Origin of the sequence: Amycolatopsis sp. NPDC058278 (genome assembly GCF_042881395.1) — a bacterium.
In the GTDB taxonomy this organism is placed as follows: domain Bacteria; phylum Actinomycetota; class Actinomycetes; order Mycobacteriales; family Pseudonocardiaceae; genus Amycolatopsis.
This window is the reverse complement of sequence record NZ_JBHVXZ010000019.1, coordinates 56,959-80,586: the sequence shown is the minus strand read 5'-3', so window position 1 is coordinate 80,586 and position 23,628 is coordinate 56,959. Positions and strand designations below refer to the sequence as shown.

The following is a 23,628-nucleotide window of genomic DNA, read 5'->3' as shown; positions in this document are numbered from 1 at the left end:
GCTTCGTCGATCTTGCGAGCGTACGCGGGGACTGACCGAAACGTTGCGTAACCGATACCTCGCGCTCGGTCACTGAGTACTAGATTGTGCTGCGTGCGGCTTCGTGCGTAGGGACCTCACCGCCGGGCTGATCGGCGGTTTCTCGACGGCGGTGCCGGCGTCAGGCGCCGGTGCCGCCGTCATCCAAACCCGCTCGTACCGCTACTCCGCCGAGTAGTCGCCCGACGGCGCGCCCCAGCCGGTGGCATCTCCGCCACGTTGCTCCGCGATCGCCCGGCGACGCGCGTTCTCCGTGCGCACCCGGTCCACTTCGGACTGGATGTACTCCTCGTCGTAGCGCTGGAACACCCGCGCCGGGTTGCCCGCCACCAGGGTCCGCGGCGGGACGTCCTTGGCCACCACCGAGTTCGGCTGGACCGTCGCGAAGTCGCCGATCGTCACGCCCGCCATGATCACCACCAGGCCGCCGATGAAGCAGCCCTTGCCGATCTTCACCGGCTTGCGCTCGATCAGGTCGCTGCCCGAATGGTTCTGCAGCGTCATGTTCGCCAGCCAGCTCGAGTGCGTGAAGATCAGCGTGTTGAGCCCGATGCTGGTGTGCTCGCCGATTTCCAGGCCGCCGCTCGCGTCGAGGGCCGCGCCCTCGCCGATCCAGCAGTGATCGCCCATCTTGAGGTTCTCGGGGCTGATGATCTTCACGCGCTCGCGCACCCGGCACGTCGAGGGCAGCCCGTAGAACTGCGCGCGCTCGGCGTCGTTCATGTACTGCGAGACGAGCTCGGTCAGGATCTGCGGACGCAGCCGGTGGCTGCGCTCGTCATCGAAGAACATCGGCTTCCGACACCAGCTTCTCGAACGTCCTCAAATGCTCCTCCGCGACGACGTCGAGGCCGAAGTTCGACCGCACCAGCTCGCTCTCGCGCTGCGCGATCATGGCCCGGCGACCCGGGTCGTCGAGCAGCTCGATCACCGTGCGCGCCACGGCTTCGGCGTCGTCCGGGCGCACGAGCAGCACGTTCTCGCCGTTGCGCAGCTCGATGCCCGGGTAGTTGTCCTCGGTGACCGACGCGATCGTCGCCGTGCCGGACAGCATCGCCTCCAGGGACGCCGTGCCGCAGCCGCCGTTGAGGTCGTGCGTGACGATGTCCGCGGCCGCGAAGTACGCCGGGACGTCTTCCTTCGGCACCGCGCCCGTGACGACCAGCGCGTCCGAAACCCCCATCTCCGCGGCCCGCTTGAGGAACGCGTCGTGGTAGACCCGGCCGACGACGACCACCCGCACGCCGGGGTGCTTGTCCAAAATGGACGGGAGCGCCTCGATCAGCGGCAGCCGGTTGCGCAGCGGGATGACGTGACCGAGGGACACGATCAGCGGCGCGTCGCCGATCCCGTGCTCCGCGCGGACGTCCTTCGTCACCGGCTTCGCGAAGTGGCCGGTGTCCACGGCGATCGGGAAGTACTCCGAGTTCGCGTCGCTGGTGCCGTAGCGGTCGACGCAGTAGTCGACGCCCAGCTTGTCGAGGATGACGTACCGCGGCTTCAGGTACGCCAGGATCGGCCGCACGAGCACCGCGTCGAGCAGCCGGAACACGCCGCCGTACAGCTTGTTGTCACTGATCAGCAGGGTGTGGATGGTCAGCAGCGCCGGAACGCCGTGCCGCCGCGCGTAGATCCCCGCCAGCCACGACAGGTCGAAGAACTGGCCGTGCAGGTGGATCGCGTCCGGCTTGAACTCCTCCAGCAGCTTCCACAGCCGCCGCCAGTTGCCCGGCAGCAGCGACGCGAAGCTCATGTCGAAGTCGATCGACAGGCCGATCTGCGGCATCTTCACCGCCGGGAGCCGCACGACGCGGTAGCCGTCGCGCTCCTCCTCGGCCGGGGCGTCGCCGTACGCGGCCGTGATCGCCAAGACCTCGTGCCCGGCCGCGGCGAACTGGGCCGCGAGCGACGCCGCCATGTGCGCGCTGCCACCGACGCGGGGCGGGAAGAAGTTGTTCACCACCGCGATGCGCATCGCACGCCCCTGGGCCGGCCCCGCGACGGAATTCACTCCGTTTCCCTGACCAGTTCCCGCATGCCGTCCTCGACGGTGATCCGCGGCTCCCAGCCCAGCACCTCACGCGCCCGGCTGATGTCGGCCGCACGCCGCGAGACCAGCACGTCACGCTCGTTGAACAACGGCTCGACGTCGACACCGACGGCTTCGATGAGGATCTTGGCCAGCGCCGCGATCGACGTGTCGATGCCGGTGCCGATGTTGATCGGCACGTTCGCCTTCTCCGACTCCAGCGCCGCCACGACGGCCCGCGCGAGGTCGGTGACGTGCACGAAGTCCATCGACTGGTCGCCGCGGCCGTCGATGATCGGCGGCCGGCCGCTGCGCAGGCGCTGGATGAAGTGGTTGATCACCGACGTGTAGTAGGCCTCGATCTTCTGGCCGGGGCCGTACACGTTGAAGAACCGCAGCGCGTTCCAGGACAGGCCCTTCTGGCGCTCGTAGAAGCCCAGCAGGTCCTCACCCGCGCGCTTGGAGATGCAGTACGGCGTGAGCGGGCGCAGCTCGTCGTCCTCGTGCATCGGCAGCCGCTTCGGGTCGCCGTAGACCGACGCGGTCGAGGCGAACACCAGCCGCTCGACACCCTCGTCGGCGGCCGCGGCGAACACGTTGTGGTTGCCGATCATGTTGATGTCGATCGACTCGTGCGGGTCGGCGATCGACTTGTTGATCGACACCGTCGCGAAGTGGATGACGTGCGTGCAGCCGCGCATCGCCTCGCGCACCGCACCGCCGTAGCGGACGTCTTTCTCGACCAGTTCGACCTGGCCGGTGGCGACGAACTCGTTGACGCGGTCGCGGTCGCCGCGGGTCATGTTGTCGAAGATCCGGACCGTGTAGCCGCCCTCGAGCAGCAGCGGGATCACGTGCGCGGCGATGAACCCGCCACCCCCGGTGAAGAACACCTTCTTGTCGGACACCAATTTCTCCTCGGTCGGCGGCTTCAGGACAGGGACTGCACGGCTTCGCGCACGACCTCGGCGACGCGGGTGACTTCGGCGTCGGTCAGGTTGGCGTGCATCGGGATGGCGAGCTGACGCGCGAACGCGTCGGCCGAGACGGGCAGCGGGGCCTGAGGCCCGTAGATCGGCTGCAGGTGCGAGGCGTAGGTGCCGAAGTTGCACTGGACGCCCTGGGAGCGGATCCGCAGCGCCAGGGTGTCGCGGCTGACCTCGGGCGCGACCGTGAGCAGGTAGGCCTGCCACGGGTGCTCGCGGTCGGGCAGTTCCACCGGCACGGTGAGCGCGCCGACGTCCGCGAACGCCTCGTGGTAGCGCTTGGCGACCGAGCGGCGGGCGGCCAGCAGGTCCGGGAGGCGGTCGAGCTGGACGTTCATGATCGCGGCCTGGACGTCCGAGAGGCGGAAGTTGTAGCCGAGCTCGTGGAACTCCGGGATGGGCAACGTGTCCGAGCCTTCGCGGCTGATCGCCGGCTCGATGCCGTAGGTGTGCAGCTTGCGGGCGCGGGCGATGAGGTCTTCGCGGTCGGAGACCAGCGCGCCGCCTTCGCCCGCGGTGATGCCCTTGCGGCCGTGGAAGGAGAACGCGGCGAGGTCGGCGAGGCTGCCGGCCGGGCGCGTCTTGTACGTCGCCCCCGCGGCGCAGGCGGCGTCCTCGAAGAGCCAGAGGCCGTGCTTGTCGGCGATCGCGCGGTATTCGTCGAAGTCACCGGGCTGGCCGGCGACGTCGACCGCGAGGATCCCCACCGTCTTCGGGGTGACCAGGGCTTCGACGTGCGCCGGGTCCGCGCTGAAGACGTCCGGGCGGATGTCGGCGAAGACCGGCTTCGCGCCCGCCTGGACGACGGCGTGACCGGTCGCCGGGAAGGTGTAGTCGCCGACGATCACCTCGTCGCCCGGCCGGACGCCGAGGACCTTGAGGCCCAGGAAGAGCGCCGAACCGCAGTTCGCGGTCGTCAAGGCGTGCGCCGTACCGGTGACCTGGGCGAAGCGCTCCTCGAAGCGACGGCACGCCGGTCCGGCACCGGCCAGCCACCCGGACCGGAAGACTTCGGCGACGGCGGCTAGCTCCTCTTCACCGACGGTCGGCTGACCGAGGGCGATGCTGTCTGACGACATACCTCTCCCATTGCGTGGGGACTCGGCGAAGTGTATAGACGCACGCTCAGGTGATTCACAGGCCCACGCCGAACTCCCCTGTGGAGTGACGCTTCCCCCAGGTCGGGGACGTCTTAGGCTGGGTTCATGCGATTCGGGGTGCTGGGGGCCGTCGCCGCGTGGGGCCCGGACGGCACGCAGGTGACGGTGGGCGGCCCGCGGTCGCGGACGCTGCTGGCGCTGCTCGCGCTGGAGGCCGGGCGGTTCGTCCCGGCCGACCGGCTGATCGACGGCATGTACGGCGAACACCCGCCGGACGGCGCCGCGAACGCCCTCCAGTCGCAGGTGTCGCGGCTGCGGACGGCGCTGAAGGACCTCGCGCCGGTCGAGTTCACCGCGGCCGGGTACCGGCTGGCCGTCGCACCGGACGAAGTGGACGTTCACTGCTTCGAACGGCTCACCCGTGCCGGCCGCGCGCTGCTGAAGAACGGCGAGCACGGGCGGGCCGCGGAGGTGCTGGGCGAGGCACTGGCGTTGTGGCGCGGGCCCGCGTTCACCGACCTCGCGGACGCGCCCTTCGCCGCCGCGCAGGCCACCCGGCTCGAGGAGCTGCGCGCGGACGCCGCGGACGACCACGTCGGGGCCCGGCTGGCGCTCGGACAGGCCGAAGACGTCCTCGCCGGCCTGCGGGAGACCGTCGCCGGGCAGCCGCTGCGGGAACGGCCGCGGGCGCAGCTCGTCCGGGCGCTGGCCGCCGCCGGACGCCCGGCCGACGCGCTCGCCGCGTTCGAAGACGCCCGCCGCACGCTGGCCGACGAACTGGGCGCCGACCCCGGCCCCGAGCTCGCCGAAGCCCACCTCGCGGTGCTCCGCGGCGAAACCGAGAAGCCCGTGCTCCCGGCGCTGCCCGCCCAGCTGACCACCTTCGTCGGCCGTGACGCCGAGCTGCGGCAGGTCGCGCAGCTGCTGGAACGCAGCCGGCTCGTGACGCTGACCGGCCCGGGCGGCACCGGCAAGACCCGGCTGGCGGTCGAGGTCGCCGCGGCCCAGGCCGGTCCGGTGGCGTTTGTCGAGCTCGCCCCGCACGGCGGCGCCGACGTCGCCGGCGCGGTGCTGGCCGCGCTCGGCCTGCGCGAAAGCTCGCGTGGCGGCCCGCAGGACCCGGTCGAGCGGCTGGTGCCGGCGCTGCGCGACCGCCCGGTGCTGCTGGTGCTGGACAACTGCGAGCACGTCGTCGAGGTGGCGGCCCGGCTGGCCGCACGGCTGCTCGCCGCGTGCCCGGGGCTGCGGGTGCTGGCCACCAGCCGCGAGCCCCTCGGCATCACCGGCGAGCAGCTGGCGCCGGTGCCGCGGCTGGCCGTCCCGCCGCCCGGGACGGCGGCCGCGCAGGCCTCGGAGTTCGCGGCCGTCCGGCTGTTCGCCGAGCGCGCGGCCGCGAGCGATCCCGCGTTCGCGCTCGACGAGTCGACGATCGGCGACGTCCAGCACGTCTGCGCGGCCCTCGACGGCCTGCCGCTGGCACTGGAGCTGGCGGCGGCTCGCGTCCGGACCCTGTCCCTCGGCGAGATCGCCGCCCGGCTCGACGACCGCTTCCGGCTCCTCGCCCGTGGCAGCCGGACAGCCGAAGCCCGGCACCGCTCGCTGCGCGGGGTCGTCGAGTGGAGCTGGGACCTGCTGACCGGCGAGGAGCGGGAACTCGCGCGCCGCCTGACGGTGTTCCCCGGCGGCGCGACCGCCGCGGCCGCCGCCGAGGTGTGCGGCGCGGACGTCGACCTGCTGCCGGAGCTGGCCGACAAGTCCCTGGTGGAAGCCGTCGGTGGCCGGTTCCGGATGCTGGAGACGATCCGCGCGTTCGGCGGCGAGAAGCTCGCGGAGGCGGGCGAGGCGGAGACGTTCCACCGCGCGCACGCCGAGTACTTCCTGCGGTTCGCCGCGGAGGCGGACCCGATGCTGCGGACCGCGGAGCAGCTGGAGTGGCTGGCGCGGATCGACGCCGAGTACGACAACATCCTGGCCGCACTCCGCTGGTCGACCGGGAACGACGTCGTGCTGGCGCTGCGGCTGGTGCCGCTGCTGGCGATGTACTGGTGGATGCGCGGGCGGCGGTTCGAGGGCGCCGGGCTGTCGCTGGCCGTGGTTTCGCGGTGCTCGCCCGAGCTGCGCGAGGAGTACGTCGAGGAGTTCCTGGTGTGCGTGCTCGGCGCACTGGCCGGGCAGCCGCACGAGTCGCTGGAGCAGTACCTGCCGCTGGTCCGCCGGTACGCGGCGGACGAGGACTGGGCGCCCCGCAACCCGATGCTGGTGATGCTGCTGGGGGTGGTGGTCGGGCCGCCGGGCGACGACGCCGAACTGCTCGGCCGGGGCAAGAGCCTGCTGGCCGCGGGGGACGCGTGGGGCTGGGCGCTGCTGCCGATGGGCATGGGCCTGCGGTCGATGATGTCGGGTGACCTGGTGGGCGCGGAGGAAGGCCTGCGCGAAGGGGCGGCGCAGTTCCGCGCGCTGGGCGAGCGGTGGGGCCTGTCGATGGCGCTCGATCACCTGTCCCAGCTGCTGACCTGGCGCGGCGAGTACGCGGCCGCGTTGCCGCTGATGGACGAGGCGCTGGGACTGATGCACGAGATCGGCGCGACGGACGACGTGGCGGATCTGATCTGCCGCCGGGCGTGGACGCACCTGCTGTCGGGAGACCACGCCCGCGCCCGCGCGGACTACGAACTGGCGGCGGCAACGGCCCGCCGTTCGGGCATGCCGGAATCCCGCGCGGCGGCGTACGTCGGTTCGGCGACCCTGGCCCGCCTGTCGGGCGACCTGGCCGCGGCCCGGGAGCTGTGCGAGCGCGCGCTGGCGGAGTGCGCGGGAGGCTCGTTCGCGGCGGAGTCGGTGCGGGCGACGGCCCTGGTTTCGCTGGGCTGGCTGGCCTTGGCGGAGGGCAACCGGTCCGCGGCCGCCTCGTTGCACCGCTCGGCGCTGCTGCTCGGCCGGCAGTGGAACGCGGGCGACGTGGTGGCGTTCGCGCTGGAGGGTCTCGCGGGAGCCGCCCGCCCACCGGAGGCGGCGGTGCTGCTGGGCGCGGCCGCGGCGGTGCGGGGCACGGCGATCAGCGGCGACCCGGACGTGACGGCGGTCCGCGGGCGGCTGGTGGCATCGCTGGGGGTGGACGAGTTCGAGCGGGCGTACCGGACCGGGCTGGGGATGAGTGCGCAGAAGGTCTTGGAGCACTCGAACGAGGGAGAGGTGTCCACGAGTTCGGACACGTAAATTGCCCCCATGCCGAAGACGGACATCGTCACCCCCCGAGCACGCACCCTCGCGGCCGAGATCCGCGAGGTCCGTACGGACGCCGGCTCGCCGACGAAATCGAAGGGGTCGAGCTGGCGGCCTTGGCCGGTGAATAGCGCCCACCGACTCTCTCGGCGCTCGTGCCGTCATCCGGCGGCAGGTGCGCGACCGAAACCACCCCGGCTTGCCGGGCCTTCCTCACGCACCTCGGCCGCTGACCAGCGGGACCGCCCTCCGGTCCCCCGACCGGACCATCGCCAGCAGTGGCTTCACCAGCACGCTCAACACCCGCGCCACCACCGGCCGGCCGTTCGCGCGGGCGATGTCCGGGCCGAAGCGGTCCATCAGCGCCACCAGGCCCGGCAGCGTCCGCACGAACAGCGTTGCCTCCTCGATCAGGCCCTCGTCGTTCAACCTCAGCAGCGCGGCCTCCTCGATCGGCTCGCCGCCGATCCGCGCGGTGTAGACCACCACCCGGGTCCGCGCGTCGCCGGTGTCCGTGTGGAAACTGATGTCCGTCAAGTGCCGGTACGCCACCTCGATCAGTGGCCGCAGCTCGGCGTGGCCGGTGAAGCGGACCCGGGACGTCAACGGCGAATGCAGCACCGCGTCCGGTGCGAACGCCGTCATCGCCAGTTCGACGTCGCGCGTTTCGGCTGCGCGGCGATACGTCTCCGTGCTCATCGTTCCCCCTTGGTCAGCGTGGCGAGCCCGCGCCACAGCAGATCGGCCGTCAGCGCCACCACCTCGTCGCGCGGGATCTCGCGGTGGTCCCACCACCACGTCGCGATCGAGTTGAGTGCGCTCTTGCACGCCTCCGCGAGCACCTCGTCGGCCAGCGGACGCGGGATGCGGGACGTCAGATCCAGCGGCACCCCGTGGAACAGCGACGCCAGGTTGGCTGTCGCGCGGGCTTGGCCGCGTCGGTGCACCGACGCCACCGCGGGGTCCGACGGTGGTTCCGCGAAGATCATCCGCCAGCCGCGCTCGTTCGCCTCGATCCAGTGGAAGATCGCCGAAACGCGGCTGCGCAGCAGGACCTCCGGATCGTCCGACGCCGGCAGCGCGGCCCAGCCGGCCAGCAAGCCCTCCACTTCGGACTCCAGCAGCGCCCCGTACAGCTGCGCCTTCGCCGGGAAGTGGTCGTACAAAACCGGTGTGCTGATCCCCGCGGCCGCCGCGACCTCGCGCATCCCGGCCGCGTCGTAGCCGGACGAAGCGAACACCTCGCCGGCCGCCGCGAGGATTCGCTCGCGGCGCGCTTCCCTCGTCAACCGCTTACCTGACATCGGTTAGGTACCGTACCTGACAGACGTTAGGTAACGCCAGGAACACCACCTGCGACGACTCGCGTAGCCTGATCGACCGTGCGCAACGTCGTAGTCGTCGGGGGCGGGATCGTCGGTCTGGCCGTGGCCTGGGAGCTGACCAGGCGCGGGCTGGACGTCACCGTCCTGGAAAAGGAATCCCGCTGGGCGGCACACCAGACCGGGCACAACTCGAACGTCGTGCACGCCGGGCTCTACTACAAGCCGGGTTCCTTCAAGGCGCGGATGTCCGTCGCCGGCAACCGGTCCATCGTGGACTTCGCGCGGCAGTACGGCGTGCCCGTCGAGGTGTGCGGGAAGCTCGTCGTCGCGACCCACGAGCGTGAGATCCCCGCGCTGAACACCCTCGCCGAACGCGCGGAGGCCAACGGTGTCCCGGCCAAGCAGATCTCGCCCGCCGAAGCCCGCGAGTACGAGCCCGAAGTCGCCTGTGTCGCCGCGTTGCGCGTCGAATCCACCGGGATCATCGACTTCCCGGCCGTCTGCCACACGCTCGTCCGGCTGCTCGACGAAGCCGGCGTCGACCTCCGGTTGGACTCGCCCGCACTGGCCATCCGGGCCGGGAGCCACGGCGGGGTCGAGGTCGCGACCGGCGACGACGTCGTCCAGGCCGATGCGCTGGTGAACTGCGCCGGCCTGCACTCCGACCGCGTCGCGCGGCTGGCCGGGCTGACGCCGTCCGCGAAGATCGTGCCGTTCCGCGGGGAGTACTACGAGCTCAAGCCGGACCGGCGGCACCTGGTCAAGGGCCTGATCTACCCGGTGCCGGACCCGACGCTGCCGTTCCTCGGCGTGCACCTCACGCGCATGCTCGACGGCAGCGTCCACGCCGGCCCGAACGCCGTGCTGGCGCTGCGCCGCGAGGGTTACCGCTGGGGCGACTTCTCCGCCAAGGACGTCGCCGAGGTCGCTGCCTTCCCCGGCGTCTGGCGGCTCGCGCGCAAGTACGCGTTCCCGACCGGGCTCGACGAGGTCCGCCGCTCGTTCTCCAAGAAGCGCTTCGCCGCGAGCCTCGCGCGGCTCGTGCCGGCCGTCACCGAGGACGACATCGTCCGCCACGGCTCCGGCGTGCGCGCCCAGGCGATGCGCCGCGACGGCTCGCTCGTCGACGACTTCCTCATCGAGACCGCGCGCGACCAGGTGCACGTCCTGAACGCGCCGTCGCCGGCCGCGACGAGCGCGCTGGAGATCGCGCGCCACATCGCGGACCAGGTCTCCGAGGGTTAGCCGGGCAGGTTCGCGGTCACCAGCGGCAGGCCCTGCTTCACGAGGTCACAGGTCTTCGCGTCATCGCCGATGAACCCGCTGACCACCTGTACCGACGAGGTGTCGGTGATGGCCAGGGTCGCGCCGCAGTTCACCCGCAGGCCACCCATGTTCGGGAACAGGCCCCACTTCCGGCCGCCGACGTCGGCGGTTTCGGTCGGGTTGACGCCCTTCGCGCCCGGCCAGTCCCCGACCGGCGTGCTGGGGCCGAACCAGACCTCGAACGCCTTCTGGCCGCCGTCGCCGTCGGTGTCGTCCCAGAGGCAGTACGACGCGTCCGGCACCGTGGACGAGGTGTCCTTCTCGCCGGTGGGCGAGATGTCCTTCAGCTGCGCCACCTGGTCGGGCTTCAGCATCGCGCACGGGTCCGCCGACAGCAGCGGGCCGCCCGGCTCGGGCTTCGCCGACGTCGACGGCGTGAGCGGCGGGGCGTCCTGCCCGCCCGGCAGGTGGGCCGCGACCTGCGGGATCACGGTCCTCGCCAGTTCACACGACTTGTCGATCTTGCCCGCCGAGACGCCGACGTAGGCGAACGACTTGGCCCCGAGCAGCGCGTAGAACGTGCAGTCGTCGGGCAGGATCGAGGCGTACTGCGTCCAGCTGAGGCCGCCGACCTGCTGCGGCTCGGACTTCTTGACGGCGCCGGAGATGTACTCGTTGAAGTCCATGTCCGAGGCGATGCCGACGTTGAGGACGGCCGACGGCTCGATGTCGTCCTTCGAGCTCCAGAGGCACATCGGCGGCTGGAGCCGCTCCTTGTTCTCCTTCACCGAACGGCCCGGCGACTGGTAGCCGAGGGCGTCGGCCTGGGCCTGGTCGAGCAGCGTGCAGGCGTCGGCCGCCTTGACGATCGGGCCCTGGCCCGGCACGGGCGACGCCGAGCCACCGACCGTCACCGTGCAGCCGGTCACCACGGTCACGGCCGCCAGCGCCGCCGCGACCTGCCACTTGTTCCGCATTAGGTCCTCCCGTTCGGCCCGGACTGTACTGGGACGAACGGAGCAGCACCGCGGATCCACCCGATTCAGCGGGGCGTGAGGACTTCCTTGCCGCCGACGAACGGGCGCAGCGCCTCCGGCACGCGGACCGAGCCGTCCTCCTGCTGGTGGTTCTCGACGATCGCGACGATCCACCGGGTGGTGGCCAGCGTGCCGTTGAGCGTCGCGGCGACCTGCGGCTTGCCGTTGTCGTCGCGGTAGCGGATCGCCAGCCGGCGGGCCTGGAACGTCGTGCAGTTGGACGTCGAGGTCAGCTCGCGGTAGGTCTCCTGGGTCGGGATCCACGCCTCGCAGTCGAACTTGCGGTGCGCGGACGTGCCGAGGTCGCCGGTCGCGGTGTCGATCACCCGGTAAGGCACCTCGATCTTCGCGAGCATCTCCTCTTCCCAGCCGAGCAGCCGCGCGTGCTCGGCCTCGGCCTCCTCCGGCTTGGCGTAGACGAACATCTCCACCTTGTCGAACTGGTGGACGCGGATGATGCCGCGGGTGTCCTTGCCGTAGGAGCCGGCCTCGCGGCGGTAACAGGACGACCAGCCCGCGTAGCGCTTCGCGTCGGTCAGGTCGAGGATCTCGTCGGAGTGGAAGCCGGCCAGCGGCACCTCCGACGTGCCGACGAGGTAGAGGTCGTCGTCCGCGAGGTGGTAGATCTCGCTCGAGTGCTGCCCGAGGAAGCCGGTGCCGGCCATGATCTCCGGGCGGACCAGCGACGGCGTGATCATCGGCGTGAAGCCGTTCTCGAGCGCCTGCGCGATGGCCATGTTGAGCAGGCCGAGCTGCAGCTGCGCGCCGACGCCGGTGAGGAAGTAGAACCGCGAGCCCGAGACCTTCGCGCCGCGTTCCATGTCGACGCCGCCGAGGCCTTCGAGCAGCTCGAGGTGGTCCTTCGGGGTGAAGCCGAGCTTCGTCGGCTCGCCGACGTGCTTGACCACGGCGAAGTCGTCCTCGCCACCGACGGGGGCGTCCGGGTGGACCAGGTTCGGCACGGTCCGGAAGAGCGTGTCGAACTCCTCCGACGCGGTGTTCTGCTCCACCTCGGCCGCCTTGACCTGCGCGGCGAGCTCCTTGGCCGTGGCCAGCAGCTGCTGCTTCTCCTCCGGCGGCGCCTTCGGGATCTGCTTGCCCAGGAGCTTCTGCTCGTTGCGCAGCTTGTCGGCGGCCGCGATCGAAGACCGGCGGCGAGTGTCGAGGGAGAGCAGCTTGTCGACCACTCCCTCGTCTTCACCACGAGCGCGCTGCGACGCGCGCACGGCTTCCGGGTCATCGCGCAGAGTCCTGGGGTCAATCACGGGTCAGAGGGTAGTCCGTACAGACTGTGCGGCCCTACTGGGTTATCCCGACAGTCTGATCGTTGAAGCGCTGTTCACGGCCTCCTCATACTCCAGGGAAACCCTGAGGAGGCGCCCGATGACCGACGAGCTGCTGGCCCGGCACCGCGCAGTCATGCCGTCCTGGATGTCGCTGCTCTACGAAGAGCCGATCGAGATCGTGCACGCGCACGACCGCCGGATGACGGATTCCCAGGGGCGCACGTACCTGGACTTCTTCGCGGGGGTGCTGACCAACTCGATGGGCTACGACGTCGCCGAGATCGGCGACGCGGTCCGCAAGCAACTCGACACGGGCATCCTGCACACGTCGACGCTGTACCTGATCCGGTCGCAGGTCGAGCTGGCCGAGCGGATCGCCAAGCTTTCGAACATCCCGGACGCGAAGGTGTTCTTCACGAACTCCGGCAGCGAGGCCAACGACACGGCGCTGATGCTGGCGACGCAGTACCGCCGCAGCAACCAGGTGCTGGCGATGCGGAACTCCTACCACGGGCGCTCGTTCGGCACGGTCGCGATCACCGGCAACCGCGGCTGGTCGGCGTCGGCGCTGAGCCCGGTGAAGGTCAACTACGTCCACGGCGGCTACCGCTACCGCAGCCCCTTCCGCGACATGTCGGACGCCGCGTATATCGACGCGTGCGTCGCGGACCTGGTGGACGTCCTGGACACGGCGACGGCGGGCGACGTGGCGTGCCTGATCGCCGAGCCGATCCAGGGCGTGGGCGGCTTCAGCCTGCCACCGGACGGGCTGTTCCGGGCCATGAAGGAGGTGCTGGACGAGTACGGGGTGCTGTTCATCTCGGACGAGGTCCAGACGGGCTGGGGTCGCACGGGCGAGCACTTCTGGGGCATCGAGGCGCACGGCGTGACCCCGGACATGATGACGTTCGCCAAGGGCCTGGGCAACGGCCTGGCTGTCGGCGGCGTGGTGGCCCGCGCCGACGTCCTGGACTGCTTCCAGGCCCAGTCGTTCTCGACGTTCGGCGGCAACCCGGTCTCGATGGCCGGCGCAACGGCGGTCCTGGACTACATCAAGGACCACAACCTCCAGGCCAACTGCGCAGCCCGCGGGGCGCAGCTGATCAAGGGCCTGCAGGCGGCGGAGTCGCCCCTGGTCGCCGAGGTCCGCGGCAAGGGCCTGATGATCGGAGTGGAGCTGATCAAGCCGGGCACAACAACGCCGAACATCCCGGCGGCGGCAAGAATGCTGGAGGAGACGAAGAAGCGCGGGCTGCTGATCGGAAAGGGCGGCCTGCACGGCAACGTGCTGCGCCTGGGCCCCCCAATGACCCTCACAGCGGACGAAGCCCAGGAAGGCCTGGACATCCTGGCGGACTCCCTGGCGGCAACCCACGCAGCGCTGGCCTGACAGAAGCCCCCACACCAAGGAGCGGGGTGGTCATCCCGTCGCCTGAGGCCGCAAAAATCACTTTGAGCCGGGCCCGCAACCCCAAGACCAAGGCAAGACGACAACGCAAGCTTGCGGGCCCGGCTCAAAGTGATAGGCCTCAATCAGGCGACGGGATGACCACCCAGCGGCCCACACGCGAAAGGGAGAGGGCAGCGATCCGGGTGGCCATCCCGGAGCCTGCCGGTCCGGCGAGGACAGTCTTTTGCCACAGCAGAAAACTCTGCCGCGGCAGAGCGGATCCGACCTCCCCCGCCCCTCCGGTCGGAGTTTCAGCTGCTCAGCCCCGCACGAACCGCACCACATGCTCGGCCAGTTCCTCACCGGCATCTTCCTGCAGAAAGTGTCCCGCCCCGGCGATCACCGGGTGCGCCAACCCCTGCGCGCCCCTCATCGAGCGCTGCAGAACCGGAGCCATCCCACCCGTGATCGGGTCGCCGTCGGAGAACGCGACCAGGAATGGCACATCCAGCCCGCTCAACGTCTTCCAGGCCGCGCGGTTGGCCTCCGTCGCGGGGTTGTCGGGCCGGTAGGGCACCAGCCCCGGCATCGCCCGCGGACCGGCCTTGTACGTCTCGTTCGGGAAGGGCGCGTCGTAAGCGGCCCGCACCGGATCCGGCAACGTGGACGCGCACCCGGACTGCACGAACCGCGCGACGTCCAGCACCGGCGCCTTCTCGACTGCCTCGCGAAAGGCGTGCCACACCGGCGGCATGTCGTGGTCGCCGCTCGGCAGGCCGGTGTTGGACGCGACCACCCGTGAGAACCGCGTCGGGTGCTCGGCGACCAGGCGCAGCCCGATCAGGCCGCCCCAGTCCTGGCCGACCAGTGTCACGTCGTGCAGGTCCAACGCGTCGAACGCGAACCCGCGCATCCACTCGACGTGCCGGGCGTAGCTGTGGTCGGCCTGGTTCGCCGGCTTGTCGGACCGGCCGAAGCCGACCAGGTCCGGGGCGATCGCCCGGAGCCCGGCCGACGCCAGCACCGGCAGCATCTTGCGGTACAGGAACGACCAGCTCGGCTCGCCGTGCAGCAGCAGGACGACCGGACCGTCCGCCGGGCCCGCCTCGACGTAGCCGACTCTGATCCGGCCGTCGTGCGGGTCGTCCAGCTCGGCGTACCGGGGTTCGAAGGGGAAGTCGGGCAGGTCCGTGAACCGGTCGTCCGGTGTCCTCAGCAGGCGCACGGACCCACGCTAGTGCGAACGGCCCACTCCGGCCAAGATCAGGAGATGCCGACCGCCACCACGAGGCCCAGGCCGATGTGCGCCGCCGCGACGACGATGCTCACCGGGGCGAACTTCTCGCTCTCGATGGTCGAGGCCACGTCGATGCGGGTCGCCCACTCCAGCAGCCGGACCCCGACCACCTGGACGACGATCCCGAGCAGGCCGTAGACCAGCGACGTGATCAGGCCCTCGGTGAGGTCGCTCGCCGAGTTGAAGATCGCCACGACGACGATGAACGACATCGCGAGGAGCCCGGACGCGGTCACGATCACCGCGTTCGGCAGGCCCTGTGTCACCAGCTTCGACAGCTTGCCGGGCGTGGTCCAGTCGATCGCCCAGAAGCCGCCGAACATCAGCAGCAGGCCGATGACGCCGTACAGCAGGATCGCGCCGATCCCCCGCACGAGGTCGGAGCCGAACGTGTCGGACAGCGCAAGGGTCGTGTTCACGAATTTTCTCCCAGGGGAAAAGAGCTGATCAGCGACGGTGTTGTATCACGACTCGACGATGCGGTGTGGGACAAATGCCGCACCGTCGTCGGTGACCAGGCCGCCGGTCTCGCGGATGCCCAGCCCGGCGGAGCTGTCGCCGACGATCCACGCACCGAGCGCCGGCCGGTAGCCGTCGAACTCGGGCAGCGGATCGAACGCCTGGTAGACGAAGCCTTCGGCGCCGTAGACCCCGTCGGTCTGGGTCTCGTAGCCGGTCGCGACGATCTGGACGTTCGCGCCCTCACGGCCCAGCTTCGGCTTGCGGACGTACTCGGTGAGGATGCCGGGGTCGTCGGCGAACGCGGGCAGCAGGTTCGGGTGGCCCGGGTAGTTCTCCCACAGGATCGCCAGCAGCGTCTTGTTGGAGAGGATCATCTTCCACAGCGGCTCGATCCACAGCGTCCGCGGCAGCGACTCGACGGCGTTGCGGCCGAACTCCTCGTCGACCACCCACTCCCACGGGTACAGCTTCAGCACGGTCGCCATCTGCTGCTCTTCGAGGTCGACGAACCGCTTGAGCAGCGGGTCCCAGCCGATCTCCTCGATCGCCAGGCCGACCGTGTCGAGGCCGGCCTCGGCCGCGGTCTCCTGCAGGTACGCCGTGGTGACGTTGTCCTCGCCGCTCGGGTCGGCCGCCGACCAGGTGAAGTGCAGCTCGTTCGACGGCAGCTTGTCCCGGAGCTGTGTCCACCGCTCGACGAGCTTCTCGTGGATCGAGTTCCACTGGTCGTCGTCCGGGAAGACGTCGGTCTTCCAGTGCCACTGCAGCAGCGACGCCTCCAGCAGCGTGGTCGGCGTGTCCGCGTTGTACTCGAGCAGCTTCGCCGGCGACTTGCCGTCGTAGCGCAGGTCGAACCGGCCGTAGACGTGCGGGTCCTGCCGCTTCCACGACTCGGCGATGTGCGGCCAGACCCACTCCGGGATGCCGAACCGCTGGTAGCCCTCGGTCGTCACGACGTTGTCGACGGCCTCCAGGCACATCGAGTGCAGCAGCTCGACGTCGGCTTCGAGCGAGAGGACCTCGTCCATGTCGAAGACGTAGTGCACGGACTCGTCCCAGTACGGCCGCACCCGGCCGCTGCTGTCGCGGGCCGGCGTGCCGTAGACGAGTCCCTGCTCTTCGACGATCCGCTGCCAGTCGCGCCGCGGCTCACGCCGGTCCCGGTACACCTACGATCCCCCGCTCTTGCCGCTGCCGCCGGTGCTGCCGCTCTTGCCGCTGATGCCGAACCCGCCGCGCTGGACGGACTTGCCGGACTTCGTGTTGACGCTGGTCCGCGCCGACGGGGGGTCGTACGAACCCCCGGAAACGCGCTGCCCGATCGTGCCGGAGCCGCCGTAGTTGTACCGGTAGCTCTGGTAGCCGCCGCCGTTGATCGGGATGAACCAGAACCCGCCGCTGGAGTAGCCGTGGTGGCTGGTGACGTAGTTCTCGTCGCAGTTGTCGTCGGGCTGGACGACGCCGTTGGAGTCCGTGCAGACCGCGGTGACCTCGCCCGCCGGCTTGGCGACCGCGTAGAACGTCGCGACCAGGCCGACGAGCCCGACCGTGACGCCGCTGCCGATCAGGATCTTGCGCCGCGTCGCCGCCTTGGCGTCGGACTGGCGGGCCAGCTCCTCGTCGCGCTCCTCCTGGGCGAGCGCCTGCCGGCGAGCCCGCTGCTCGGCCAGCGAGGGCTCGCGGGGCTGCGTGTTCGAGTCCTGAAACCTCATCGAGCCGCGCGCCGGCGGCTCGGGGGGCGGCTGGTCCCCAGTATTGTTGTCCTGCGTCATGTGCGCTCCGTAATCACCGGCCACCGCGAAACCGTGACCACCCTAACCACCCGGACCGCGCACGTCATGCGCGGCGCGGGCATCATGGACTGCGATGTCTCCCAGCGCCGATCGGTTCCCCACCGCCACGCAGACGTTGCGTACCCGCGTCGTGATGGGCGGGATCTTCGCGGGCGCGCTCATCGCGCTCGCGCTCAGCGTCGTGTTCTCCTGGAGCGACGGCGTCATCGGCGGCTCCGGTGGCGGCGCGGGCAAGCTGTCCGCGGCGGCCCAGGAGGCGTTCCACTCCCCGCCCGGCAGCTGCCTGACCTGGGACAACCCGGACGCGAGCGACGCGCGCAAGGTCGCCTGCACCCAGCCGCACCTGTTCGAGGTGACCACGCTCGTGGACATCGGCCCCCAGTTCCCGGAGGACGCGCCCGTCCCGTCGCTGGACCAGTGGCAGCAGATCGCGCAGCAGAAGTGCACCTCGGACGTGAAGCCGTACCTCGGGCACAAACTCGACCCGTACGGCAGGCTCACGACGAACCTGCTCCGCCCGACGCCGTCACAGTGGGAAGACGGCGACCGCCAGCTGCGGTGCGGCCTGCAGTGGGCCGGCCCCGGCGGCAAGCTGCTGCCGACGACCGGGCCGGCCAAGGACCAGGACCAGTCGCTGGTCTTCGAGCCGGGCACCTGCCTGGCGCTGCTCGGCAAGGGCGTCGGCGATCCGATCGACTGCACGAAGCCGCACTCGTACGAGATCGTCGCGACCCTCGACCTCAAGACGAACTTCAAGGACGGCTACCCCGCCCAGGACAACCAGAAGGCCTGGCTCGACACCGAGTGCACCAAGGCGGCGGCCGACTACACCGGCGGCGCCGACCTCGACGCGAAGAAGCTGATCCTGACCTGGGACCTGCGGGAGCAGGAGAGCTGGGACACCGGCTCGACCAAGGTCAACTGCAAGGTGGCCTCGGCGCTACCCGACAAGAGCGGGCTGCAGGCGGTGACCGGCAGCGTCAAGGCCGCCCCGGCCGGTCCGGACGGCGGCCAGCCCCAGGACGGCGGCCCGCCGTCGGACGGCGGCGGTGGCCCGGCCACGCCGAATCCCGCCCCTTCGACGGCGAAGCAGGGCGGCTGATGCCCGTCGAGATGAGCCGGGAGCGGTTCGAAGAGCTGGTCTCCGAAGCCCTCGACGAGGTGCCACCCGAGTTCGCGCGCGCGATGGACAACGTCGTCGTGCTCGTCGAGGAGTTCAACGACGAGGCGCCGGACATCCTCGGGCTCTACCACGGGATCGCGCTGACCGAGCGGACGTCGTCGTACGGCGGGGTGCTGCCCGACCGGATCTCGATCTACCGGCAGCCGATCCTGGCCATGTGCGAGGACGAGGACGAGGTCGTCGAGGAGGTCCTCATCACCGTCGTGCACGAGCTGGGTCACCACTTCGGCATCGACGACGCCCGGCTGCACGAACTCGGCTGGGGCTAAAACGCGCTAGTAGCAACACCGTGACCACAACCGGGTGATCCCCACTTATCCTGTTACCCGAAGTCATTGGGTGACTGCGACCTGTGCCGGGGGCCCCGATGGTCAACGCGCGAAGACTCACCTGGCTGCTGACGTCGAGCGCGGCGTCCCACCTGGGGGACGGCATCGGCAAGGTGGCCCTGCCCCTGCTGGCCACGACGCTGACCCGCGATCCGGTGCTCATCGCCGGGCTGTCCGCCACCCAGTTCCTGCCATGGCTGCTGTTCGCCGCGGTCGCCGGTGCGCTGGTCGACCGGGTCGACCGGAGGCGCGCGATGATCGTCGCGAACACCGCCCGGGCCGCCGCGGTCGGCGCGCTGGCCGTGCTCGTCGCCGCCGGCGGCACGACGATCTGGCTGATCTACCTGACCGCGCTGATCATCGGGACCGCCGAGACGATCGCGGACAGCGCGGCGAACGCGCTGATCCCGGCGGTCGTCGGCGACGGTTCGCTCGACTCGGCCAACAGCAAGCTGCAGGCCTGCGAGATCGTCGGCCAGACGTTCCTCGGCGGCCCGGTCGGCAGCCTGACGTTCGCGCTCTTCGCCGCCTTCCCGTTCATGCTCAATTCCGCGGGCTTCACGATCGCGGCGGCGGTGCTGCTCGGGCTGGCCGGCACCTACCGCGGCAAGGCGGAGCCACCGGCGAAACTCCGCACCGAGCTCGCCGACGGCCTGCGCTGGCTGCGCCGGCGCCCGCTGCTGCGGCGGCTGGTCGTCGTCGCGGGGCTGCTCAGCCTGGTCAGCGAACTCGCGCAGGCGCAGCTGGTGCTGTACGCGCTCGAGGACCTCCACCTGTCCGACGCGACCTTCGGGTTCTTCGCCTTCATCGGCGGGATCGGTGGCCTGCTCGGCGCGGGCGTCGCCCCGCGGCTGGTGCGGGCGACCGGCCGGCTCGCGGTCGTCACCGGCGGGATCGTCTGCTGCGGCCTCGGGTTCGGCGGGATGGGCCTGGTGCGCTCGCCGGTCGCGGGCGCGGCGCTGTTCGGGTTGTTCGCGGCGGCGGTGGTGGCGGTGAACGTCGTGCTCGCGACGGCCCGGCACACGCTGGTGCCCGGCGAGCTGCTCGGCCGGGTGCTGGGGGTGTGGCGCACGGTCGTCTGGGGCGCGATCCCGCTCGGCGCGCTGCTGGGTGGCGTGCTGACCGAGCGGCTCGGCTCGGCCGCGCGGACGTTCGCCGTGTCCGGCGTGGCGATGCTGGCGATCGCCGCGTTCGCCTTCGGTGCGCTGCGGCACGGCCTGCTCGGTGACGAATCGGACTCAGCCGCGGCGCTGACCCACCACGATCCGGGATTGTGAGCTGAAATAGCCCCTCACCCACGTGGTGAGGAGGAACTCATGCGCACCGTGGACCCGGGGACCGGCACCGACGCCGATCCCGACTTCGACGAGCCTCCCGCTGAGTCCGGTTCCACCCCGCCCCCGCCGTCACGCCGGCTGCTCGTGGTGTGCGCGGTGGCCGGGTTCGTGCTGGGCGGCAGCGTGCTCGGGCTCCTGTGGGGACTGTCCGGTGTGCACGCCGGCGCGCTCGAAGACGCCGTCGCGGCGTGCCAGGCGCTCGACCGCGTGGGCGAGCTGCCCGACACGAGCCGGGACGCGCAGCCGTCGCTGACACCCGGGCTCAGCTCGGAGCGGCTGCACCGGATGATGGCGGCGCGTGAGCTGTCCGCGGCCGCCGCCCAGGTGAACGCCAACTACCAGTCGCTGGCCGACCACGTCGACGGCGTCAGCCGGATGGTGCTGAGCCTGCACTTCAACGACATCGCCGGCCAGCGGCACCTGACCGAGGCCAAGGAGATCTGCGGCCGGATCTGAACAGCCGTCCGCCGAGAGGCGGCGGAGCGGGTCCAGGTCAGGCGGGGTGGACCGTCTTCACCGCGAGCTGGTTGCCCGGGATCTTCGTGCTCGCGCAGCCGGTGCCGTCGTCCGGCACGAAGTTCGACGCGGTCTCCTGCGGCAGGTAGATGCGCAGGCCCTTGACCGGCGTCGGCTGGCAGGTGCCCGGGTCGTAGTTGCGCACGTTGACGAACTGGATGTCGGCGGCCGCGGTCTGGCCGGGGTTCAGCTTGACGGCGTTGCCCTTGGTGCCGTCACGGAAGGCGTCCTTGCCGACCTGGTGCCCGTCCGCACCGGCCACATAGGACACGCCGGGGAATCCCTGGATGGTGCAGGGCTTCGCGCTGGAGTTCCTGATGAGCAGCGGCCGGAACGTCGAGCCGGCGCCCGAGTCGCCCGGGCCGAGCGAGAGCTTGACGTCTCCGGACTTGCACAGCCCGTTGTCGGCGGGCTGGGCGGCGGGTGGCTCGGCCGGCGCCGAGGTGGGGCTCGGCGGGGCGGTGGTGACCGTGGTGGTGGCGGTCGGCGACGCCGAGGTCGACGGCGTCGAGCTGTTCGCCGCGTTCGTGGTGCCGCCCCCGCCGCAGGCGGAGAGCGCGAGGACGCCCGCCGAAGCCGCGACGACCGGGAACAACCGTGAAAGCTTCATGTCAATCGCCTCCCTGGTGTGGTGCTACTGGGTAGACGTACCGGGTCGCGGGCGGGTTGGCCGCTCTCGTAAATTCCCCACCGGACGTGTTCTAAACGTGACAGGATCACACGTTCGGGTCTTCAGAGCGGCGTATCGACCCAGGTCAGGCAGCGCCACCAGCCGTCCGGCTGCGCCACCAGCTCCACGAGACCGGTGTTGGGGATCAGCGCCGCGTTGGCGACGTCCGGGTGCACGTTCGGGGCCAGCCATTCAGCGGCCAGCCGGATCGCGCCGCCGTGGCTGACCAGGGCGATCACCCCGTCCGGGTCGGCCTGCTCGTGCTTGGCGCGCAGCCGGCCGACCGCGTCCAGCATCCGGGTGCGCACGCTCGTGCCGCTCTCGCCGCCGGGCAGCGACGGCGCCAGTTCGCCGAGCGTCCAGCGCCGGACCGTCTCCATGTAGGTCCGGATCGACGCGTGGTCGGTCGCGCCTTCGAGGTCACCCGCGACGACCTCGTGCACCCCGTCGACGACCTGCACCTCCAGGGAGAGCCGCGCGGCCAGCGGCGCCGCCGTCTGCTGGGCGCGCGTCGCCTGCGACGCGTAGACGGCAACCAGCGGCTCCTCGGCCAGCCGCGCCGCGAGGGCGTCCGCCTGCCGCCTGCCGAGCTCGGTCAGCGGCGGGCCGGGCAGGGCGGTGTCGAGCGCGCCGCGGACGTTCCCGTCGGTCTGCCCGTGGCGGATGAGCAGCAGCCTCACGCCTGGGCCCCCTTGCGGACGGCGTCGGCCCACGCGGCCGCTTCGAGGAAGTCGTCGTTGCCGAAACCGGGCTCGATCGTGGTGGAGACGCCGTCGGCACGCGGGTGCGAGCCGAGGAACCGCAGGTTGCGGCAGTGCCGGCGCAACGCCGTCAGCGCGTCGAGGACCCGAGGCTCGGCCACGTGCCCCTCGAAGTCGATGAAGAAGCGGTACTCGCCGAAGTTGCTGCGCGTCGGCCGGGCGTCGAGCCGGGTCAGGTTGATGCCGCGGCTGGCCAGCTCGGTGAGCAGCTCGGCGAGCGTGCCGGTGCGGTTCGCGGCCGCGGCGACCACGGACGTCCGGTCCGCGCCGGTCGGCTCCGGCAGCTCGCCCGGCCGGCGGACCAGCAGGAACCGCGTCGCCGCGTCGGTGACGTCGGCGACTTCGGTGGCCAGCACGTCGAGGGCGTAGTGCTCGACCGCCACCGGGGCGCAGACCGCCGCGTCGAAGTCGCCGTCCAGCACGCCGACCGCGGCGGCGGACGTCGACGACGACGCCACCGCGTTCGCGCCGGGCAGGTGCGCGTCGAGCCACTCTCGGACCTGGGCCAACGCGTGCGGGTGGCTGGCGACGGTCCGGATCTCCCCGCCCCCGGGCCGGGTCAGCACGCTGAAGTGGATCGGCAGGATGGTCTCGGCGACGGCGACCAGCGGCTCCGCCTCACTGAGCGCGTCGAGCGTGGCGGGCACCACGCCTTCGACGGAGTTCTCGATGGGGACGCAGGCGGCGTCCGCCGCGCCCTCGCGGACGGCCGTCATCGCCTGCCTGATGGTCTCGACCGGGATCAGTTCCGCGCCGGCGGCGAGCACCCGCGCGGCCTGTTCGGTGAAGGTCCCCCGGGGGCCGAAGTATGCGATCCGTGACACAGCACCCAGGCTACGGGGCCTGGCCGTGGCGACATTCACTCGGACAGCCGGTACGGGAACCGGTTACGCCGGGTGGCATTTTTTGCGATGCTGAGGGCGTGACCGCCGAATCGGGCACGCACGCCGGACGTGAGGGCGCCAAGCCGCCGGTCGCCCCTCGCGCACCGGAGCTGGTGCTGTGCGCCGTCGATGAACCACTCGCCGATGCCTGGACCGCCGCCGCGCAGAAGCTCGCCGGCCGGGTCCGGGTGCACCGCGGGTCGGTGCTCGACGTCGTGGCCCAGGCCGTGGTCAGCCCGGCCAACTCCTACGGCTGGATGCGCGGCGGTATCGACGCCGTCTACGCGCGGGCGTTCCCGGGCGTGGAGCAGAGCGTCCGCAGCGCCGTCCTGGCCTTCCACGGCGGTGAGCTGCCGATCGGCGACGCCGTGGTGGTGCCGACCGGCGAAGCCGAGCCGGCGTGGTTGATCAGCGCGCCGACCATGCGGGAGCCGGGCGAACTGCTGCCCGCCGACACCGTCCACCCCTACCTCGCCGCCCGCGCGGTGTTCCTGACCTGGCGCGACGGCCGGCTCGACCACGGCCCGGTTCGGGAGTTCGTCCACACGGTCGCGATGCCGGGGCTCGGCACCGGCGTCGGTGGCGTCGCCCCCGAGACCTGCGCCCGGCAGGTCGCCGCGGCCTGGGACGAAGTCTTCGGAAATCGTGACGCTCGGTGATCAACCCCGGTTGGGGGGTGGACTACGTCACAGCGCTTTAACCGGCCATAAGCCCTA

At 71.1% G+C, this 23,628-nt stretch carries 23 protein-coding genes; 8 read left to right on the top strand and 15 right to left on the bottom strand.

The features are described 5' to 3' along the window. Positions 1 to 201: 201 nt before the first annotated feature. The 4 genes from ACFVYA_RS12705 to ACFVYA_RS12690 are packed head-to-tail and all read right to left on the bottom strand — an operon-like array spanning position 202 to position 4,133. Complete coding sequence (locus ACFVYA_RS12705) at positions 202 to 831, bottom strand: acyltransferase (protein WP_387044766.1); 630 nt, start codon at positions 829 to 831, stop codon at positions 202 to 204. Further along, on the bottom strand, positions 818 to 2,014 hold the full coding sequence (locus ACFVYA_RS12700; RefSeq protein ID WP_387044765.1) for a glycosyltransferase family 4 protein: 1,197 nt from the start codon (positions 2,012 to 2,014) through the stop codon (positions 818 to 820). The genes ACFVYA_RS12705 and ACFVYA_RS12700 overlap by 14 nt, the downstream gene beginning before the upstream one ends. 32 nt (positions 2,015 to 2,046) lie before the next feature. After that, positions 2,047 to 2,976, bottom strand: coding sequence for an NAD-dependent epimerase/dehydratase family protein (locus ACFVYA_RS12695; protein WP_387044764.1), 930 nt, complete (start codon positions 2,974 to 2,976; stop codon positions 2,047 to 2,049). Positions 2,977 to 2,999: 23 nt separating this feature from the next. Continuing rightward, entirely contained in the window at positions 3,000 to 4,133 is a 1,134-nt protein-coding gene (locus ACFVYA_RS12690) for a DegT/DnrJ/EryC1/StrS aminotransferase family protein (protein WP_285987670.1), read from the bottom strand. A gap of 126 nt (positions 4,134 to 4,259) precedes the next feature. Between ACFVYA_RS12690 and ACFVYA_RS12685 the strand changes: the two genes are divergently transcribed. Then, a complete protein-coding gene (locus ACFVYA_RS12685; RefSeq protein WP_387044763.1) occupies positions 4,260 to 7,370 on the top strand; it encodes a BTAD domain-containing putative transcriptional regulator in 3,111 nt (1,036 codons plus the stop codon). Between the two features lie 219 nt (positions 7,371 to 7,589). Here the strand turns inward: ACFVYA_RS12685 and ACFVYA_RS12680 are convergent, their stop codons facing one another. Both ACFVYA_RS12680 and ACFVYA_RS12675 read right to left on the bottom strand, forming a co-directional pair. Next, complete coding sequence (locus ACFVYA_RS12680) at positions 7,590 to 8,075, bottom strand: nuclear transport factor 2 family protein (protein ID WP_387044762.1); 486 nt, start codon at positions 8,073 to 8,075, stop codon at positions 7,590 to 7,592. Next, positions 8,072 to 8,680 (bottom strand): TetR/AcrR family transcriptional regulator, encoded by a 609-nt coding sequence (locus ACFVYA_RS12675; RefSeq protein WP_353068106.1) that lies wholly within the window; start codon positions 8,678 to 8,680, stop codon positions 8,072 to 8,074. The genes ACFVYA_RS12680 and ACFVYA_RS12675 overlap by 4 nt, the downstream gene beginning before the upstream one ends. A 78-nt stretch (positions 8,681 to 8,758) precedes the next feature. Here ACFVYA_RS12675 and lhgO point away from each other — a divergent pair, with 78 nt between their 5' ends. Then, positions 8,759 to 9,946: an L-2-hydroxyglutarate oxidase gene (gene lhgO / locus ACFVYA_RS12670; protein WP_387044761.1), complete on the top strand. Its 1,188-nt coding sequence runs from the start codon at positions 8,759 to 8,761 to the stop codon at positions 9,944 to 9,946. Here the strand turns inward: lhgO and ACFVYA_RS12665 are convergent. Both ACFVYA_RS12665 and serS read right to left on the bottom strand, forming a co-directional pair. Continuing rightward, positions 9,943 to 10,944, bottom strand: coding sequence for a DUF3558 family protein (locus ACFVYA_RS12665; RefSeq protein WP_387044760.1), 1,002 nt, complete (start codon positions 10,942 to 10,944; stop codon positions 9,943 to 9,945). The genes lhgO and ACFVYA_RS12665 overlap by 4 nt on opposite strands. Positions 10,945 to 11,009: 65 nt before the next feature. Then, complete coding sequence (gene serS, locus ACFVYA_RS12660; protein WP_387044759.1) at positions 11,010 to 12,269, bottom strand: serine--tRNA ligase; 1,260 nt, start codon at positions 12,267 to 12,269, stop codon at positions 11,010 to 11,012. 118 nt (positions 12,270 to 12,387) lie between these two features. Here serS and ACFVYA_RS12655 point away from each other — a divergent pair, with 118 nt between their 5' ends. Continuing rightward, positions 12,388 to 13,680 carry an aspartate aminotransferase family protein gene (locus tag ACFVYA_RS12655; protein ID WP_387044758.1) on the top strand — a complete coding sequence of 431 codons (1,293 nt, stop codon included), beginning with the start codon at positions 12,388 to 12,390 and terminating at the stop codon, positions 13,678 to 13,680. A 319-nt stretch (positions 13,681 to 13,999) separates the two neighbouring features. Here ACFVYA_RS12655 and ACFVYA_RS12650 read toward each other — a convergent pair whose 3' ends face one another. Genes ACFVYA_RS12650 through ACFVYA_RS12635 form a run of 4 tightly spaced genes read right to left on the bottom strand, consistent with a single transcriptional unit; the run spans position 14,000 to position 17,211 of the window. Then, on the bottom strand, positions 14,000 to 14,905 hold the full coding sequence (locus ACFVYA_RS12650) for a haloalkane dehalogenase (RefSeq protein ID WP_387044757.1): 906 nt from the start codon (positions 14,903 to 14,905) through the stop codon (positions 14,000 to 14,002). Positions 14,906 to 14,943: 38 nt separating this feature from the next. After that, positions 14,944 to 15,396 carry a DUF350 domain-containing protein gene (locus ACFVYA_RS12645; protein WP_285987660.1) on the bottom strand — a complete coding sequence of 151 codons (453 nt, stop codon included), beginning with the start codon at positions 15,394 to 15,396 and terminating at the stop codon, positions 14,944 to 14,946. A 45-nt stretch (positions 15,397 to 15,441) separates the two neighbouring features. After that, on the bottom strand, positions 15,442 to 16,608 hold the full coding sequence (locus tag ACFVYA_RS12640) for a glutathionylspermidine synthase family protein (protein WP_285987659.1): 1,167 nt from the start codon (positions 16,606 to 16,608) through the stop codon (positions 15,442 to 15,444). After that, positions 16,609 to 17,211 (bottom strand): hypothetical protein, encoded by a 603-nt coding sequence (locus tag ACFVYA_RS12635; protein WP_387044756.1) that lies wholly within the window; start codon positions 17,209 to 17,211, stop codon positions 16,609 to 16,611. 94 nt (positions 17,212 to 17,305) lie between these two features. Between ACFVYA_RS12635 and ACFVYA_RS12630 the strand changes: the two genes are divergently transcribed. The 4 genes from ACFVYA_RS12630 (at position 17,306) to ACFVYA_RS12615 (ending at position 20,537) form a co-directional block, all read left to right on the top strand. After that, positions 17,306 to 18,334 (top strand): septum formation family protein, encoded by a 1,029-nt coding sequence (locus ACFVYA_RS12630; RefSeq protein WP_387044755.1) that lies wholly within the window; start codon positions 17,306 to 17,308, stop codon positions 18,332 to 18,334. Next, positions 18,334 to 18,684 (top strand): metallopeptidase family protein, encoded by a 351-nt coding sequence (locus ACFVYA_RS12625; protein ID WP_020642760.1) that lies wholly within the window; start codon positions 18,334 to 18,336, stop codon positions 18,682 to 18,684. The genes ACFVYA_RS12630 and ACFVYA_RS12625 overlap by 1 nt, the downstream gene beginning before the upstream one ends. A gap of 98 nt (positions 18,685 to 18,782) precedes the next feature. Further along, positions 18,783 to 20,021: an MFS transporter gene (locus ACFVYA_RS12620; RefSeq protein ID WP_387044754.1), complete on the top strand. Its 1,239-nt coding sequence runs from the start codon at positions 18,783 to 18,785 to the stop codon at positions 20,019 to 20,021. 39 nt (positions 20,022 to 20,060) lie between these two features. Beyond that, entirely contained in the window at positions 20,061 to 20,537 is a 477-nt protein-coding gene (locus ACFVYA_RS12615; protein WP_285987656.1) for a hypothetical protein, read from the top strand. Positions 20,538 to 20,574: 37 nt separating this feature from the next. Here ACFVYA_RS12615 and ACFVYA_RS12610 read toward each other — a convergent pair whose 3' ends face one another. From ACFVYA_RS12610 to pheA, 3 genes are all read right to left on the bottom strand, one after another. Further along, positions 20,575 to 21,213 (bottom strand): DUF4232 domain-containing protein, encoded by a 639-nt coding sequence (locus tag ACFVYA_RS12610; RefSeq protein ID WP_387044786.1) that lies wholly within the window; start codon positions 21,211 to 21,213, stop codon positions 20,575 to 20,577. Positions 21,214 to 21,329: 116 nt separating this feature from the next. After that, on the bottom strand, positions 21,330 to 21,947 hold the full coding sequence (locus ACFVYA_RS12605; protein WP_387044753.1) for a histidine phosphatase family protein: 618 nt from the start codon (positions 21,945 to 21,947) through the stop codon (positions 21,330 to 21,332). Then, the gene (pheA, locus tag ACFVYA_RS12600) at positions 21,944 to 22,852 is read right to left on the bottom strand and encodes a prephenate dehydratase (protein ID WP_387044752.1); all 909 of its coding nucleotides are present in this window, start codon (positions 22,850 to 22,852) and stop codon (positions 21,944 to 21,946) included. The genes ACFVYA_RS12605 and pheA overlap by 4 nt, the downstream gene beginning before the upstream one ends. Before the next feature lie 98 nt (positions 22,853 to 22,950). Between pheA and ACFVYA_RS12595 the strand changes: the two genes are divergently transcribed. After that, positions 22,951 to 23,571 carry a macro domain-containing protein gene (locus ACFVYA_RS12595; protein ID WP_387044751.1) on the top strand — a complete coding sequence of 207 codons (621 nt, stop codon included), beginning with the start codon at positions 22,951 to 22,953 and terminating at the stop codon, positions 23,569 to 23,571. Positions 23,572 to 23,628: the final 57 nt, after the last annotated feature.